Below are 14,951 nucleotides of genomic sequence, written 5' to 3'. Positions count from 1 at the left end.
AGCTGGAGGCGCATCCAGCACCGCGCCTTCGGGCCGGTGGCAAAGAGATTGCTCCCCGCTCCGGCGGGGAAGGTCCCGTGAAAGAGAACGTATGCCGTCGCGTCCTGACCCGAAAGCGATCGAGTCCGTCCTGCTCGGTGGTGAGGCGGTCTACACCAGGGAACAGGCGGTCGAGCTCGCCGGAGCCGATCCCGAGCTTGCCGGCCGCGTCTGGCGCGCCCTGGGCTTTCCCACCCTGGGTGACGACTCGGTCATCTTCGCCGAGAGCGACGTCGAGGCGTTGCGTATCACCGACTCCCTGCTCAAGGAGGGCATCCTCGACGAGGAGGGCGTGGTCCGCTTCGCCCGCGCCATGGGGCAGACCATGGCCCGCCTGGCCGACTGGCAGACCAGCATCCTGAGCACCCTCATGTTCCAGGACGGCAACGAGGCCGCCAACCCTCTGATGAACCAGGTCAAGGAGCTCCTGCCGGACGTGGAGCGCCTCCTCCTGCACATCTGGCGCCGCCAGCTCGCCGCCTCCACCGCGCGCACGCTCGCCGTGATGTCCAACGGCAACGACATCGTCCCGAACTACTACCCGCTGATCGTGGGCTTCGCCGACCTGGTCTCCTTCACCACGCTCAGCCGCGAACTCGACGAGGTCGAACTCGCCGGGGTCGTGGAGGGTTTCGAAGCCACCGCCGCCGACATCGTCGCCTCCGGCGGAGGCCGCGTGGTCAAGACCCTCGGCGACGAGGTGCTCTACGTCGCGGACTCGCCCCTCCAGGCGGCGGACATCGCCCTGCGGCTGGCCTCCGGAGTGAAGACCCACGTCGAGGTCCCCGACGTCCGTGTCGGCGTGGCCTACGGCCCGGTGCTCACCCTGCACGGGGACGTCTTCGGCACCACGGTCAACCGCTCCAGCCGCCTCACCTCCTTCGCCCGCCCCGGCACGGTCCTCATCGACGACGCGCTCGCTGAGAGCCTCGCCGAAGAAGAAGGGCTCCAAGTCGTCAAGGTCCGGGCCCGGCACGCGCACGGCCTCGGCCTCATCCAGCCCTACGCCCTGCGCCGCGACTTCGACGCCGGCTAAAAGCGTGTGCGTGCACATCCGTCGGGATAGGCTCAGAAGCCCTGTCCCGCCAGACGTCAGGTGGTGAGCCTGTGAGTTCCCTGTCCCCCGTCCAGCGGCTGCGTACCTCGGGAATCTTCAGCGTCGAGGGCGCCGAGTCCAACGTCGAGAACAACGTGTGGATCATCGGCAACGACGAGAGCGCCGTGGTGATCGACGCCGCCCACGACCACGAGCGCATCGCCCGGGGCCTGGGCGACCGCGAACTGATGGCGATCGTGTGCACGCACGGCCACAGCGACCACGTCAACGCCGCCGTCGCCCTGGCCGACCTCACCGACTGCCCGATCCTGCTCCACCCCGACGACGCCGAACTCTGGCACCAGGTCCACCCCTACCGCGAACCCGACGCCCCGCTCCTGCACGGCGAGGTCCTGCGCGCCGGAGACACGGAGCTCAACGTCCTGCACACTCCGGGCCACACCCCCGGCGGCGTCTCCTTCTACGCCCCCGACCTCGGCGTGGTCTTCAGCGGCGACACCCTCTTTCCCGACGGCCCGGGCGCCACCGGCCAGCCCGCCTCGGACTTCCCGACGATCATCGCCTCCATCCGCGACCAACTCGCCACCCTGCCCGGCGACACCGTCGTCCACCCCGGCCACGGCGAGTCCACCACCATCGCCGAAGCCGCGGCCCACCTCGACGAGTGGACCAGCCGGGGGTTCTGAGCCCGGCCCAGCCCTCCCCGACGCGCAGCGGGGCATCCTGTGTCCGTGCCGAGGAAGGGCACCCGCCGCGATCGGACCGGTCAGACGCGTAGCTCGAACGCTTCCGCCGCCTTCACCAGGCCGTTCACCTGGATCTCCACGAGGTGTTCCCCCGGGTAGTAGGAGCGTGTGCTGATCGGGCGGACCGGGTGTTTCCTCTCCAGGGTCCGCCGCTCCCCGGCGCGCAGTTCGACCTTCGCCCATTTGAACACCTTCGGGCTCCGGCTGCCGTTGGCGCGCACGTGGTGCACCACGTAGTCCACGACCACCGTGTGCGGCCGCCCGTCCGTGTTGACCAGGTCCACCCGGACCAACAGGGGCCCGCCCAGGTCGAGCACCTCCGGAGTGAGGGCCAGCCCCTTCACCTCCACGTGTTCGCCGCCGGTGGCCCCCAGCAGCGCCAGCGCCCGCTGGTCGCCCTGTTTCACCAGGGTGCGCAGCGCGTGCCGGACCGTCCACGCGGTCTCCGGGGTCGGGCTCTCGCGCGTCCAACGCTCGGCCGTGTCCAGCACCAGGCCGGGATGGTCTCGGGAGACGTCGTTGAGGTTGTTGGCGACCGAGGTGCGCACGTACTTGGACGGGTCGCTGCGCAGGAGCTCCAGGACCTCCAGCACCGGGGCGGGGTCGGCGACGAACTTCGGGAGCCTGCGGGCCCAGGGCAGCCGGGGGCGGATGCCCTCGCTGGCGAACCGGCGGATGTCGTGGTCGTCGTGGACGGCGCAGGAGCGCATCATCGCCATCGCCGCCTCGTAGTGCGCCGACACGAAGGGTCGGACGGCGAACTCGCACGTGTGGTGCCGGGTGAGTTCGGGCATCGCGGCCAGAGAGGCTTCGGGGTGATCCACCCCGAACTCCTCCACGAACCGGGTCACGGCCATCAGGTAGAACCCGTCCGCGTATCCCTTGTCCTCGTCGGTGAGGGCGGACATACAGGCACGGAGCACGTCGAGGGCGTCGGGGTAGTGCTCGGGGAGCCTTGCGCGCAGGCCTTCGGCCATCACCAGGGCCCGGTCCTTGAGCTCCAGCGGGCCGACCCGGGCGCCGATCTGCGCGCCGTAGCCGTCCACGTCGAAACCGGGGTGGACCACACGGATCCGTTCTCCGAGGTAACGTGCGCTCTCCGCATTGAAATGCCGCTTGAAGCCGGTGTCCTCGGCCATGTCCCGCTTCCTTCGTTCATGCCCCGGATCGGTGCCGCGCCGGGGCTGGGGGTGGGCGGCACCGGCGTCGGGACGGTCAAGCTATCCGCCCCCTACGACGAAGTCGAGAAAACGTAGAAGCAGGCAGCAAAGGCGTGAAGCGAGCTTTGTGGGCCTTGGGTGGGAAAAGGCGGCGGATCTGTCGTCCCCGCCGCCCACCGCTCACCTGCTGGACCCTCAGTCCCCGTCCTGCGGGCGGCGGGTGTTCGGGGCCATCGGGGTGTCCTTCGGGCGCGTGCCGATCTTCGAACCCAGCCACACCAGCGGGTCGTACTTGCGGTCCACCACGCGTTCCTTCAGCGGGATGAGCGCGTTGTCGGTGATGCGGATCCCTTCGGGGCAGACTTCCGTGCAGCACTTGGTGATGTTGCAGTAGCCCATCCCGAACTCCTCCTGGGCGATCTTGCGCCGGTCCGCGGTGTCCTCGGGGTGCATCTCCAGCTCGGCGACCCGCATGAGGAACCGCGGCCCGGAGAAGTGTTCCTTGTTCTCCTCGTGGTCGCGGATCACGTGGCAGACGTTGTTGCACAGGAAGCACTCGATGCACTTGCGGAACTCCTGCGAGCGCTCCACGTCCACCTGGCGCATCCGGAAGTCACCCGGCTCCGTCTTCGGATCCGGGGTGAACGACGGGATCTCCCGGGCCTTGTCGTAGTTGTACGACACGTCGCACACCAGGTCCCGCACGACCGGGAAGGTGCGCATCGGGGTCACCGTGATGACCTCGTCCTCGTCGAACACGCTCATCCGGGTCATACAGGACAGGCGGGGCCGCCCGTTGATCTCCACCGAGCACGAGCCGCACTTGCCCGCCTTGCAGTTCCACCGGACCGCCATGTCGGGGGCCTGGGTGGCCTGGAGGCGGTGCAGCACGTCCAGGACGACCTCGCCCTCGTTCACCTCCACCCGGTACTCGGTGAGTTCTCCGTCGGCCGCGCCGCGCCACACCCGGAACGTCCGTTCACTCATGACGTGCCCTCCTCGGGTCCTTCTTCGGGGGGTTCTTCCCCGTCGGCGCTCCGGCCTCCCGGCAGCTCCGCCTCGGTCAGGTACTTCGCCAGCTCGTCCCGGTCGAAGAGGGCGAGCATCTCCTCGGGAATGTCCGCGACCGGGCGCCGCTCCAGCTCGATCCGGCCGTCGACGGCCCGCGCGGACAGGTTCACCTTCCGCCACTCGGCCGACATCTCCGGGTAGTCGTCGCGCGTGTGCCCGCCCCTCGACTCGGTGCGCTCCAACGCCGCCCGGGCCACGGCCTCGGACACCAGGAGCATGTTGGGCAGGGCCAGTGCCAGGTGCCAGCCAGGGTTGTACACCCGGTCCCCGGGGGCGCTGAGCACCTCCACCCGCTCGGACAGCTCCTTCAACCGCTCCAGGGCCTGTTCCACCTCCGGCCCCTTGCGAATGATCCCGACCAGGTCGTTCATGGTGTCCTGGAGTTCGGAGTGGATCGTGTACGGGTTCTCCCCCTCACCCTGTTTGAGCGGAGCCAGCGACGAACTCACCGTCTCGGCGGCCGCCCGGTCCACTACCCCGGATTCCGGCTCGGCGCTACCGGTCCCGTCACCGAGCGCGTCCACGTAAGCGGCCGCGCCCAGCCCGGCCCGCCGCCCGAAGACCAGCAGGTCCGACAGCGAGTTGCCGCCCAGCCGGTTGGACCCGTGCATGCCTCCCGCCACCTCACCGGCGGCGAACAGGCCGGGCACGTCCGAGGCCGCGGTGTCGGCGTCCACCCGCACCCCGCCCATCACGTAGTGGCAGGTGGGGCCCACCTCCATGGGCTCGGCGGTGATGTCCACGTCCGCCAGTTCCTTGAACTGGTGGTGCATGGACGGCAGCCGCCGCCGGATCTCCTCGGCGGGCAGCCGCGAGGACACGTCCAGGAACACGCCCCCGTGCGGGGAGCCCCGCCCCTCCTTCACCTCGCTGTTGATGGCCCGTGCCACCTCGTCGCGGGGCAGCAGCTCCGGCGGCCTTCTGTGGTGGGCGGGGTCGTCGTACCAGCCGTCCGCCTCGGCCTCGGTCTCCGCGTACTGCGAGCGGAAGACGTCGGGCACGTAGTCGAACATGAACCGTTCGCCCTTGGAGTTGCGCAGCACGCCGCCGTCACCGCGCACGGATTCGGTGACCAGGATGCCCTTCACCGAGGGCGGCCAGACCATCCCGGTGGGGTGGAACTGGACGAACTCCATGTTGATCAGCGAGGCCCCGGCGCGCAGTGCCAGGGCGTGCCCGTCTCCCGTGTACTCCCAGGAGTTCGAGGTGGTGCGGAAGGCCTTGCCGATGCCGCCGGTGGCGAGGATGACGGCGGGCGCCTCGAACAGCACGAACCCGCCGTCCACCCTGCGGTAGCCGAAGGCCCCGACGATCCTTCCCGCGTCTCCGTCCTCCCTGATCAGGCTGGTCACGGCGGTCTCCGCGAAGACCCTCAGCCGGGCGTCCGGGTCGCCGTACTCCGCCGCGTCGGCCTGCTGTAGCGCCACGATCCGCTGTTGCAGCGTGCGGATGAGCTCCAGGCCGGTGCGGTCGCCCACGTGCGCGAGCCGCGGGTACTCGTGTCCGCCGAAGTTGCGCTGGCTGATCCGCCCGTCCGCGGTGCGGTCGAACAGCGCGCCCCAGTACTCCAGTTCCAGGATGCGTTCGGGCGCCTCCTTGGCGTGGAGTTCGGCCATCCGGGGGTCGTTGAGGAACTTGCCGCCGCGCAGGGTGTCGCGGAAGTGGACCTTCCAGGAGTCGGCCTCGTTGGTGTTGCCCAGGGCGGCCGCGGCGCCGCCCTCGGCCATCACCGTGTGCGCCTTGCCGAAGAGCGACTTCGAGATGATCGCGGTGCGTTTGCCCTGCTCGCGTGCGGCGATCGCGGCCCGGAGCCCGGCGCCGCCCGCTCCGATCACCACGACGTCGTAGTCGTACCGGGTGATCCCGTTCTCTGCTGTGGGGGGCATGGGATGTGTCTTCCTTCCCCGATGCTCGTGTGGGTTGCCGTGCCCAGTCCAGACGCGGTGTTCTGTCGAGACGCGGTGCTCAGTTGAGGATGCGCAGGTCGGTGATGGTGCCGCTGGCGACCAGGGCGATGTAGGCGTCGGTGGCCATCAGCGACGCGATGCTCAGCCAGCCGAACAGCATGTGCCGGTCGTTCAGCGTGGAGATCCGGGTCCAGAACCAGTACCGGACCGGACTCCGGCTGAAGCTGCGCAGGCGGCCGCCCATGATGTGCCGGCACGAGTGGCAGCCGAAGGTGTACGCCCACAGCAGCAGCACGTTGGTGAGCATGATGAGGTTGCCGACCCCGATACCGAACCCGCCCTCCGTCCCGTGGAAGAAGGGCACGAGCATGTCCCACGTATTGATCAGGACGATGGCCCCGGCGGCGTAGAAGAAGTAGCGGTGGCCGTTCTGCGGGAGCATCAGCGGACGCGTCTCGCCGGTGTAGCTGCTGTGCGGCTCTCGCACCGCGCAGGCCGTGGGTGCCTGCCAGACGGAGCGGTAGTAGGCCTTGCGGTAGTAGTAGCAGGTCACCCGGAACAGCAGCAGGATCGGCAGGCTGATCAGGGCGTAGGGGAGGAACGGGGGGAACTCCCACGGCACGCGCCCGAGGAGCGAGGCGTCCGGGACGCACTGCGCGGCCAGGCAGGGGGAGTAGAAGGGCGTCAGGTAGTGGTGTTCCTGGACCCAGTAATGGTCCTGCTGGAACACCCGGACCGCCCCGTAGACCAGAAAGGTGGCCAGGCCCAACGTCGTCAGGGTCGGGCCCAGCCACCATCGGTCGGTGCGGAGCGTGCGCTGCCTCAGCCGCGCCCGGCCACCGCCGGGGCCGCCACCGGGGCGCTCGTCGTGTGCAGAGGTCGTAGAGGTCACCGTGGTCTCCACCTCCTGTGGAGAGCGGCGGGCCGGGGAGACGGGGCGCGGACCCGTGCCTCCGGTGGCCGTGACCGCTCCCGGGTGCTGGATTGCTGCGGGAAGCAGCAGCGAACCGGTCTGTTACGCAACGCTAAGCCGCTGTGATCACGGTCACGTTCCGGCCTCCGGGTAACCTCGGGGAAATTAATGTGATCTATGCCACTCTCCATGGTTCAGGGGATCAACAGAGCCCCTGCTTCCCCTGCTGTTCCACTGATTCCGTTGGCCCCTGACGTCCCTGACGTTCCCGGCGCCTCCAGGAACTCCGCCGGAACGCGCACCCCCAGCCCCGCCAACCTCCGCAGGTGCGTCTGGTGGCTGAAGCGCTCACGCAGCACCTCGTGCCCGCGCCGCACCTGCCGGGAGTACCGGTCCTCGTCGCCCATCAGCGCCTCGACCGCCTCCCGGACCCCCGCCGGATCGGTGTAGAGGGCCGCGTCCCCGAACACCGGCCGGAACGACTCCGGCAGCAGGGTCGGCAGGCCCACGGCCATCGCCTCCAGCGGGGACCGGCCGAACGGCTCCAGGTGCCCCTCCCCGGTGAAGTAGACGTACGCGTCCAGGCCGTGCAGGAACGCGCGCACGTCCACCGTGTCGAAGCCGTGCACGGTCCAGTGGTCCGGCAGCGCGCCCAGCACGTGTTCGGGAACCTTCGCCCCGCCCAGCACGTGGGTCTCCCAGCCCGGCAGCGCCGGATACGCGGCGGCCAGCACCGACGCCCTGTCCGGCCACTTGTCCCGGTGGTCCCGTGAGTGCCGACCGAGCAGCACCCGGCCGTCCGCCGCGCGCCGGGACGGGCGGCGCCAGGCGTCCAGGTCGATGATGTTGGTCCAGTCCTCCTCGGCCAGCGGGATCCCGGCCATCTCCGCGGCGTGGTGCCGGACCATCGCCTCACGCACCCGCGGACTGATCGGGTGCCAGGTGTGCTCTCCGAGCAGGCTCGTGAACCCTTCCACGCAGCGGCCCACGTCCCACGCCTCGTTGCCCTCGATCCCTACCCCGTACCGCCGGTTCGGAGTCTGGTTGAGGACGACGATTCGCCGCGCCGCCTCCACCGAGGGCAGGACATCCATCGGTCGCTGCCCGATCAGCGGGAACCTGACCACGAGCAGGTCACAGGTGACCCGCTCATCAGGGGCGACGAATCGGACCCGTTCGTTGTCCACGGCCGCCAGAATCTTGGGGTTGACCCCGCGGGACTGGTCCTCACGCAGCACGGGGTGGTGCACCAGGCCGGTGCTCAGCCCCGCGTTCCGCTGCGCGTCGATCTCCTGGAGGTTGCTGCCGGTGGTGCCGCCGGGAAGCCGGAAGTCCGACATCAGTACCACGTCGAAGTGCCGTGCTGTCCGCGGGGCCCGGATACGCGCGGTCAGCAGCGAGGGAACCCCCGAAGCGCCACGCGCCGCACGCGGGGCCGCCAGATCGGCCAGGTGGGCGTGGTCCCGTGCGCTGTCAGGTGTGCCCGTGGCGCGGTGCCAGTTGGACAGGGTCTTGTGTGCCTCGGCCCGAACTTCCGGGCTGGCCTCGGGGGCGGCGCCCAGCACACGCAGCCGGTCCAGTCCCTGGGAGCTGTACCCGGTCCAGAGCAGGTCCTGCGCGTCGGCCAGGCGTCGCTCCGCCGGGGTGGGGGAGGTCTCCTCGCGATCCCGCTCCCGGGCCCGTTTCCGCTCCAGCCTGGCCAGGCCCTCCACGGTCCGGTCCGCGCAGGCGTCGGCCGCCTCCTGGATGGTCTGCCGGATCCGCGCGTCGCGCTCGCGAGCGATACTCGCCTCGTCGTGGCGGTCACGGGTCATCTCGTCGAGCCTGCCGTACACCTGCCCCAGCTCCTCGGACAGGCGGTGGCGCTGCCTCTCCACCAGGGTCGCCACGCCCAGGGCCAGGACGGCCAGTCCGGCGAAGACCAGGGCCAGGGCCAGCCGGGGCGGGCTGAGGGCGACGGCGGCGGTGGCCGCGGCGACGGCGACCAGTACGACCTGCTTACGGGAAAACGACCTGAGTCTCATCACGCGACCACGTTCCGCATAGGGGATGGGTGCCTCCCGCACGGGACCGGTGGGGGAGGGCCGGTGGCGGCGGTTGGGTTCAAGGGTCACCCAGGCGGGGGTCGCGGCGAAGCAACCGCGGTACGGGGGAGGGTCGATGACAGAGCCGTGCGAAGTAGGGGAAGTCGGACCAGTCCGTCAGGCCGGAAGCCAGCGGCCCCTCGGGCCCTCGGCCCGGGGCAGTCCGTCGGATCAGTCCCGTTCCCCTGGTCCCCCACGGAGGCCGTGTCCCGGATCGCCCGCGTCCGCGGCGGAGATGAGCACCTCCAGATCCGGCCCCAGGTCCTCCGGCGACATCGTCAGCAGGTATTCGTTCAGGTGGCGGCGGAAGGCCTCCGCCGAATGCGACGGCTCCACGTCCTTGCGCCGGGCCAGCGCCACCGTGCGCAGCAGCCGCGGCCGGGCCAGCGGGGTGCCGCGCAGGCCGGGGCGGTTGCGCAGCACCATGCTCGGCACCACCGCCAACCCCAGGCCCGCCTCCACGAACCGCAGCACCGCGTCCATCTCGCCGCCCTCCACGGCCAGGTCCGGCTCGAACCCCGCGGCGCGGCAGGCGCGCAGGGTGGCCTCGCGGACGTCGTAGCCCCGCCGGAACATCACCAGCGGGCGGTTCTCCAGCTCGGTGATGCGGATGGACGCCCGACCGTTCGGTGAGGGGCGCGAGGTCGGACTCGCCACCACCAGGTTCTCCCGCAGGATCGGGGTGGTCGAGAAGTCCGGGTCGCTGCTGTGCAGTGGCAGGATGATCAGCGCCAGGTCCAGCTCGCCCCGGCCCAGATCCCGGATGAGGTCGCGCGAACCGCTCTCCTCCACGTGGAGTTCGATCCCGGGGAACCGGGTATGGAAGTTCGCGAGCACGTCGGCCAGCAGCCCCGCGCACAGCGACGGCGTCGCCCCCAGCCGGACCCGGCCGCGGCGGATCCCGGCGAGCTCCGCGACCTCGCGGCGGGCTGTCTCCAGGTCGGTCAGGATGCGCTGGGCCAACGGAAGTAAGGCCTCACCCGCTGGTGTGAGTGTGATGTTTCCCCGAGCACGACTGAATAACGGGGCGCCCAACTCACGTTCAAGGCTGCGGATCTGTTTGCTCAAACTCGGCTGGGCGACGCGAGAAAGCTCGGCTGCACGGGTGAAATGGCGCGTGCGGGCCACAGCGACGAAGTAGGCGAGCTGCTGGAACTGCATGCTTCATAGCCTAAGGCTATGGACACCAGGGTCCTGATGACTTGGACGTCGGACTTAACCCCAATTTAAAGTTGCAGGCTGTGGCGAACAGTACCTTGACCAAGAAGCGGTCTACGGCCTACGGGTCCACGGTGGCGCTCAAGTCAGCAATGGCTGCCTCCGGTGCGATCCTCGTGCTGTATTTGATCGTGCACATGTACGGCAACCTGAAGGTCTTCTCGGGCCAGGCCGCCTTCGACGGCTATGCCCACGCACTCCGTGAGATCGGGTCCCCGATCCTGCCCGAGAGCGGCTTTCTGTGGATCTTCCGCATGGTGCTCCTCGCGAGCATCCTGATCCACATCTACTCCGCCGCGGTTCTCACGATCCGCGCACGCAAGGCCCGCGAGCAGCGTTACGTGGTGAAGAAGCGCGTGCAGCGCACCTACGCCTCCTACACCATGCGTTGGGGCGGTGTGCTGATCGCGCTCTTCGTGGTCTTCCACATCCTGCACCTGACGACGAACGACATCGCGCCGGGCGGCAAGTCCGACAGCCCCTACGAGCGGCTCGTGAACGGGTTCCAGCCCGAGTTCTGGTACGTGACCCTGTTCTACGTCCTGGCCGTCATCGCGGTGGGCTTCCACCTGCGGCACGGCATCTGGAGCGGCATGGCCACCCTGGGCGTCAACAAGGCCAGTCGCCAGGGCAAGATCAACGCCGTCGCGGTGGCGCTCGCGGTGATCGTGACCGTCGGTTTCCTGCTGCCGCCCCTGGCAGTCACCTTTGGACTGGTGAATTAAATGTCTGAGAACGACCTCTACATCGAGGGCGCCCCGCTCCGCGACGAGAAGGCGCCCGAGGGCCCGATCAACGAGCGCTGGGACAAGCGCCGTTTCTCGGCCAAGCTGGTCAACCCCGCGAACCGGCGCAAGCTCTCCGTGATCATCGTCGGTACCGGTCTGGCCGGTGCCGCCGCCGCGGCGACCATGGGCGAGGCCGGCTACAACGTCATCTCGTTCTGCTACCAGGACAGCCCCCGTCGCGCGCACTCCATCGCCGCGCAGGGCGGCATCAACGCCGCGAAGAACTACCGCAACGACGGCGACAGCATCCACCGCCTGTTCTACGACACGGTCAAGGGCGGCGACTTCCGCTCCCGTGAGTCGAACGTCTACCGTCTGGCCCAGACCAGCGTCGAGATCATCGACCAGTGTGTGGCCCAGGGCGTGCCGTTCGCCCGTGAGTACGGCGGCCTGCTCGACAACCGCTCCTTCGGCGGCGTGCAGGTCTCCCGTACGTTCTACGCGCGCGGCCAGACGGGCCAGCAGCTGCTGATCGGCGCCTACCAGGCGCAGGAGCGGCAGATCGCGGCGGGCACCGTTCAGATGAACACCCGCCACGAGATGCTCGAGGTCATCGTCGTGGACGGCAAGGCGCGCGGCATCATCGCCCGCGACATGGTCACCGGCGAGATCGAGACGCACTTCGCCGACGCGGTGGTCCTGGCCACCGGCGGTTACGGCAACGTCTTCTTCCTGTCGACCAACGCCATGGGCTCCAACGTCACCGCCGCGTGGCGTGCCCACCGCAAGGGCGCGCACTTCGCGAACCCCTGCTACACGCAGATCCACCCGACCTGCATCCCGGTCAGCGGCGACTACCAGTCCAAGCTGACCCTGATGAGCGAGTCGCTCCGTAACGACGGTCGGATCTGGGTGCCCAAGGAGGGCGGCGACGCGCGTGACCCGCGTCAGATCCCCGAGGACGAGCGCGACTACTACCTGGAGCGCATCTACCCGTCGTTCGGCAACCTGGTGCCGCGTGACATCGCGTCCCGCGCCGCCAAGAACGTCTGCGACGAGGGCCGCGGCGTCGGCCCCGGCGGTCTGGGCGTCTACCTCGACTTCGCTGACGCGATCGAGCGGCTGGGCCGGGACGCCGTCGAGGCCAAGTACGGCAACCTGTTCGACATGTACCAGCGCATCACCGGCGAGAACCCGTACGAGGTTCCGATGCGCATCTACCCGGCGGTGCACTACACCATGGGTGGCCTGTGGGTCGACTACGACCTGCAGAGCACCATCCCGGGCCTGTTCGTGACCGGTGAGGCCAACTTCTCCGACCACGGCGCCAACCGCCTGGGCGCCAGCGCGCTGATGCAGGGTCTGGCGGACGGCTACTTCGTCCTGCCGAACACCATCAACGACTACCTGGCGGACGGCCCCTTCGAGAAGCTGGACGAGAGCCACCCCGAGGCCGTCAAGGCCAAGGAGGAGGTCACCTCCCGCATCGACAAGCTGCTCTCCATCAACGGTTCCCGCACCGTCGACTCCTTCCACAAGGAGCTCGGCCACATCATGTGGGACTACTGCGGCATGGAGCGCAACGAGGAGGGCCTGCGCAAGGCCATCGAGCTCATCCGTGAGCTGCGCGCCGAGTTCTGGCGCGACGTCAAGGTGCTGGGCACGAACGAGGAGCTCAACCAGGCTCTGGAGAAGGCCAACCGCGTGGCCGACTTCCTGGAGCTGGGCGAGCTCATGTGCATCGACGCCCTGCACCGCCGCGAGTCCTGCGGCGGCCACTTCCGTTCGGAGAGCCAGACCGAGGACGGCGAGGCCCTGCGCCACGACGACGAGTTCGCCTACGTCGCCGCCTGGGAGTTCGGTGGCGCTGACAGCAAGCCCGTGCTCCACAAGGAAGCCCTGGAGTACGAGTACGTCGAGATGAAGCAGCGGAGCTACAAGTGAACATCACCCTGCGCGTTTGGCGCCAGAAGGGCCGTGACGACGAAGGCCGGATGGTCACGTACAAGCTCACGGACGTCTCCGAGGACATGTCGTTCCTCGAGATGCTCGACGTTCTCAACGAGAAGCTCACTCTCGAGAACGAGGACCCGGTCGCGTTCGACCACGACTGCCGCGAGGGCATCTGCGGTGCCTGCGGCGTCGTGATCGACGGCGAGGCCCACGGTCCGGAGGTCACCACCACCTGCCAGCTGCACATGCGCAGCTTCAACGACGGCGACACCATCACGGTGGAGCCGTGGCGAGCCAAGGCCTTCCCGGTCGTGAAGGACCTGGTCGTGGACCGCGGTTCGTTCGACCGCATCATCCAGGCGGGCGGCTTCATCAGCGCCCCCACGGGTACCGCGCCGGACGCCCACGCCAACCCGATCCCGAAGCCGGACGCCGACCGCGCCTTCGACGCCGCGACCTGCATCGGCTGCGGCGCCTGCGTGGCGGCCTGCCCGAACGCCTCGGGCATGCTGTTCACCGCCGCGAAGGTCACCCACCTCGGCATGCTCCCGCAGGGGCAGCCGGAGCGGGCCTCGCGTGTGGTGAAGATGATCAACCAGCACGACCACGAGGACTTCGGCGGCTGCACCAACATCGGTGAGTGCGCGGCGGTCTGCCCCAAGGGCATCCCGCTGGACACCATCTCGCAGCTCAACCGCGACCTGCTGGGCTCCCTCAGCAAGGGCGTCGGTTAACCGGGCTCCGGTTGTACTGACTGAGCGCACGAGCGGGCCGTATCCCTTCGGGGTGCGGCCCGCTCGCCTTATTCGGCGAGGCGACGCGGGAGTTCGGAGTCCTCGTCCGTGATCCGCTGTGCGATCGCCCGGACCCGGACCGTGCGCAGGTGGGCCAGGGCCTTCTCCACGTTGGGCTCCAGGGCCTCCGCCGAGTCCAGGACCAGGCGCTCCTCGCGCCACGAACCCAGACCCGCCCGGCGCGCGGCCAGCGAGTCCCAGCCGGGTTCGGGGAAGCCGGGCAGGTCGCGCCGTCTGCTCTGCAGCCTGCGGCGGTGCAGGTCGGGGTCGGAGCAGACCACCTCGATCCAGGCCAGGGGGACGCCCTGGCGCTCGGCCAGCCCGCTCCACTGGGCGCGGGCCTCCTCGGCGTCGTTGACGGCGTCGACGATCACGGTCTGGCTCAGGGCCAGGATGCCGGCGGCCATCGCCTCCACCACGACGTAGGCGGCCAGTCCGGTCGGCTGTGCGCGGTCCACACCCGCGCTCCACAGGGCGGCCTCGACGGGGTCGACCGACAGTACGGGTGCGGGGAGCCGCCGACCGAGCTCCTCGGCGACGGTGCTCTTGCCCGAGCCGGGCAGCCCGGCCATCACGATCAGCATGGCCCTCAGCCTTCCAGGGGGTACCGACGGGGACGTTCCCCAACGGTCACACGGCGGGGCGGAGCATGCAGTAGGTGGAGGGGAGGCCCGGGTCGTTGATCGCCCGCATCACCCGGAAGTCGTACTTCTCGTAGTAGCCGATGTTGGCCGGGTTCATGGTCTCCAGGTAGACCGGTACGCCGTCGGCGTCCGCCTGGGCCAGGCCCTCGCGGAGCAGGCGGGAACCCACGCCGGCGCCGCGGGCCGCGGGGTCGGTGCCGAGCACGGCCAGGTACCAGTGCGGCTCCTCCGGAGCCGACGCCTTCAGTTCCGCGAAGTACCTGAGGACCTCGGGAAGCCGGTTCACGCCCACGAGCGAGGCCAGGTGCGGCAGCGCCCGCAGCGTGAAGGCAAGGCCTTCACCGTCTCCTGCCGGAGGGGCCCACAGAGCCGCACCGCGCACCACCCGGCGGCCGGCCTCCTCGGCCTCGAACACGCTGGTGTGTCCCCTCGGCACGTATCCGAACCCTGCCATCAGGGCGCTCATCCGGACCGACCGGGCCATGCGCAGACTCGGTTCCGGAAACAGCCACCGGAACAGCGGGTCCTCGCAGAAGGCCCTGCCGAGGACCCGGGCCACCCCCGGGACGTCGTCCATGGCGGCGGTACGGACCGACTTGATGGTGGTGGCCGTGGGGGTCATCTGTGCAGTCTCCCT

At 69.5% G+C, this 14,951-nt stretch carries 13 protein-coding genes; 5 read left to right on the top strand and 8 right to left on the bottom strand.

The genetic code is table 11. The annotated features are described in order from the left end of the window. Nucleotides 1-91: 91 nt before the first annotated feature. Both HNR07_RS19555 and HNR07_RS19550 read left to right on the top strand, forming a co-directional pair. Complete coding sequence (locus tag HNR07_RS19555) at nt 92-1,075, top strand: adenylate/guanylate cyclase domain-containing protein (protein WP_017582799.1); 984 nt, start codon at nt 92-94, stop codon at nt 1,073-1,075. A 71-nt stretch (nt 1,076-1,146) separates the two neighbouring features. Next, nucleotides 1,147-1,782 (top strand): MBL fold metallo-hydrolase, encoded by a 636-nt coding sequence (locus HNR07_RS19550; RefSeq protein WP_184366226.1) that lies wholly within the window; start codon nt 1,147-1,149, stop codon nt 1,780-1,782. Nucleotides 1,783-1,862: 80 nt separating this feature from the next. On the opposite strand, the gene HNR07_RS19545 is transcribed toward HNR07_RS19550, so the two are convergent. The 6 genes from HNR07_RS19545 to HNR07_RS19520 form a co-directional block, all read right to left on the bottom strand. Next, nucleotides 1,863-2,981 (bottom strand): DNA alkylation repair protein, encoded by a 1,119-nt coding sequence (locus HNR07_RS19545; protein ID WP_184366225.1) that lies wholly within the window; start codon nt 2,979-2,981, stop codon nt 1,863-1,865. Between the two features lie 216 nt (nt 2,982-3,197). Then, on the bottom strand, nt 3,198-3,989 hold the full coding sequence (locus tag HNR07_RS19540) for a succinate dehydrogenase/fumarate reductase iron-sulfur subunit (protein ID WP_184366224.1): 792 nt from the start codon (nt 3,987-3,989) through the stop codon (nt 3,198-3,200). Continuing rightward, nucleotides 3,986-5,959 (bottom strand): fumarate reductase/succinate dehydrogenase flavoprotein subunit, encoded by a 1,974-nt coding sequence (locus HNR07_RS19535; RefSeq protein WP_184366223.1) that lies wholly within the window; start codon nt 5,957-5,959, stop codon nt 3,986-3,988. The genes HNR07_RS19540 and HNR07_RS19535 overlap by 4 nt, the downstream gene beginning before the upstream one ends. Nucleotides 5,960-6,038: 79 nt before the next feature. Next, the gene (locus tag HNR07_RS19530; protein WP_425572596.1) at nt 6,039-6,884 is read right to left on the bottom strand and encodes a hypothetical protein; all 846 of its coding nucleotides are present in this window, start codon (nt 6,882-6,884) and stop codon (nt 6,039-6,041) included. Nucleotides 6,885-7,087: 203 nt separating this feature from the next. Further along, on the bottom strand, nt 7,088-8,917 hold the full coding sequence (locus tag HNR07_RS19525; RefSeq protein WP_184372339.1) for a glycosyltransferase family 1 protein: 1,830 nt from the start codon (nt 8,915-8,917) through the stop codon (nt 7,088-7,090). A gap of 231 nt (nt 8,918-9,148) precedes the next feature. Further along, nucleotides 9,149-10,138, bottom strand: coding sequence for a LysR family transcriptional regulator (locus HNR07_RS19520; RefSeq protein ID WP_184366221.1), 990 nt, complete (start codon nt 10,136-10,138; stop codon nt 9,149-9,151). A 131-nt stretch (nt 10,139-10,269) separates the two neighbouring features. Between HNR07_RS19520 and HNR07_RS19515 the strand changes: the two genes are divergently transcribed. From HNR07_RS19515 to HNR07_RS19505, 3 genes are read left to right on the top strand one after another with little or no spacing between them, the layout of a single operon-like run. Continuing rightward, a complete protein-coding gene (locus HNR07_RS19515) occupies nt 10,270-10,920 on the top strand; it encodes a succinate dehydrogenase cytochrome b subunit (protein ID WP_312894071.1) in 651 nt (216 codons plus the stop codon). Then, the gene (locus tag HNR07_RS19510; RefSeq protein WP_184366219.1) at nt 10,921-12,867 is read left to right on the top strand and encodes a fumarate reductase/succinate dehydrogenase flavoprotein subunit; all 1,947 of its coding nucleotides are present in this window, start codon (nt 10,921-10,923) and stop codon (nt 12,865-12,867) included. After that, entirely contained in the window at nt 12,864-13,610 is a 747-nt protein-coding gene (locus HNR07_RS19505; RefSeq protein ID WP_184366218.1) for a succinate dehydrogenase/fumarate reductase iron-sulfur subunit, read from the top strand. Before HNR07_RS19510 ends, HNR07_RS19505 begins: the two co-directional genes overlap by 4 nt. Nucleotides 13,611-13,678: 68 nt before the next feature. Here HNR07_RS19505 and HNR07_RS19500 read toward each other — a convergent pair whose 3' ends face one another. Both HNR07_RS19500 and HNR07_RS19495 read right to left on the bottom strand, forming a co-directional pair. Beyond that, nucleotides 13,679-14,254 carry an AAA family ATPase gene (locus tag HNR07_RS19500; protein WP_184366217.1) on the bottom strand — a complete coding sequence of 192 codons (576 nt, stop codon included), beginning with the start codon at nt 14,252-14,254 and terminating at the stop codon, nt 13,679-13,681. 46 nt (nt 14,255-14,300) lie between these two features. Continuing rightward, the gene (locus HNR07_RS19495; protein ID WP_184366216.1) at nt 14,301-14,936 is read right to left on the bottom strand and encodes a GNAT family N-acetyltransferase; all 636 of its coding nucleotides are present in this window, start codon (nt 14,934-14,936) and stop codon (nt 14,301-14,303) included. Nucleotides 14,937-14,951: the final 15 nt, after the last annotated feature.

The sequence above is a fragment of the Nocardiopsis metallicus genome, assembly GCF_014201115.1.
Taxonomy (GTDB): domain Bacteria; phylum Actinomycetota; class Actinomycetes; order Streptosporangiales; family Streptosporangiaceae; genus Nocardiopsis; species Nocardiopsis metallicus.
This window is presented reverse-complemented; position numbering and strand designations above follow the sequence as displayed.

Coding starts and splice junctions, on each gene's coding strand:
- HNR07_RS19555 (WP_017582799.1), top strand. CDS start 92: ATGCCGTCGCGTCCTGACCCGAAAGCGATCGAGTCCGTCCTGCTCGGT.
- HNR07_RS19545 (WP_184366225.1), bottom strand. CDS start 2,981: ATGGCCGAGGACACCGGCTTCAAGCGGCATTTCAATGCGGAGAGCGCA.
- HNR07_RS19540 (WP_184366224.1), bottom strand. CDS start 3,989: ATGAGTGAACGGACGTTCCGGGTGTGGCGCGGCGCGGCCGACGGAGAA.
- HNR07_RS19535 (WP_184366223.1), bottom strand. CDS start 5,959: ATGCCCCCCACAGCAGAGAACGGGATCACCCGGTACGACTACGACGTC.
- HNR07_RS19525 (WP_184372339.1), bottom strand. CDS start 8,917: ATGAGACTCAGGTCGTTTTCCCGTAAGCAGGTCGTACTGGTCGCCGTC.
- HNR07_RS19520 (WP_184366221.1), bottom strand. CDS start 10,138: ATGCAGTTCCAGCAGCTCGCCTACTTCGTCGCTGTGGCCCGCACGCGC.
- HNR07_RS19510 (WP_184366219.1), top strand. CDS start 10,921: ATGTCTGAGAACGACCTCTACATCGAGGGCGCCCCGCTCCGCGACGAG.
- HNR07_RS19500 (WP_184366217.1), bottom strand. CDS start 14,254: ATGCTGATCGTGATGGCCGGGCTGCCCGGCTCGGGCAAGAGCACCGTC.
- HNR07_RS19495 (WP_184366216.1), bottom strand. CDS start 14,936: ATGACCCCCACGGCCACCACCATCAAGTCGGTCCGTACCGCCGCCATG.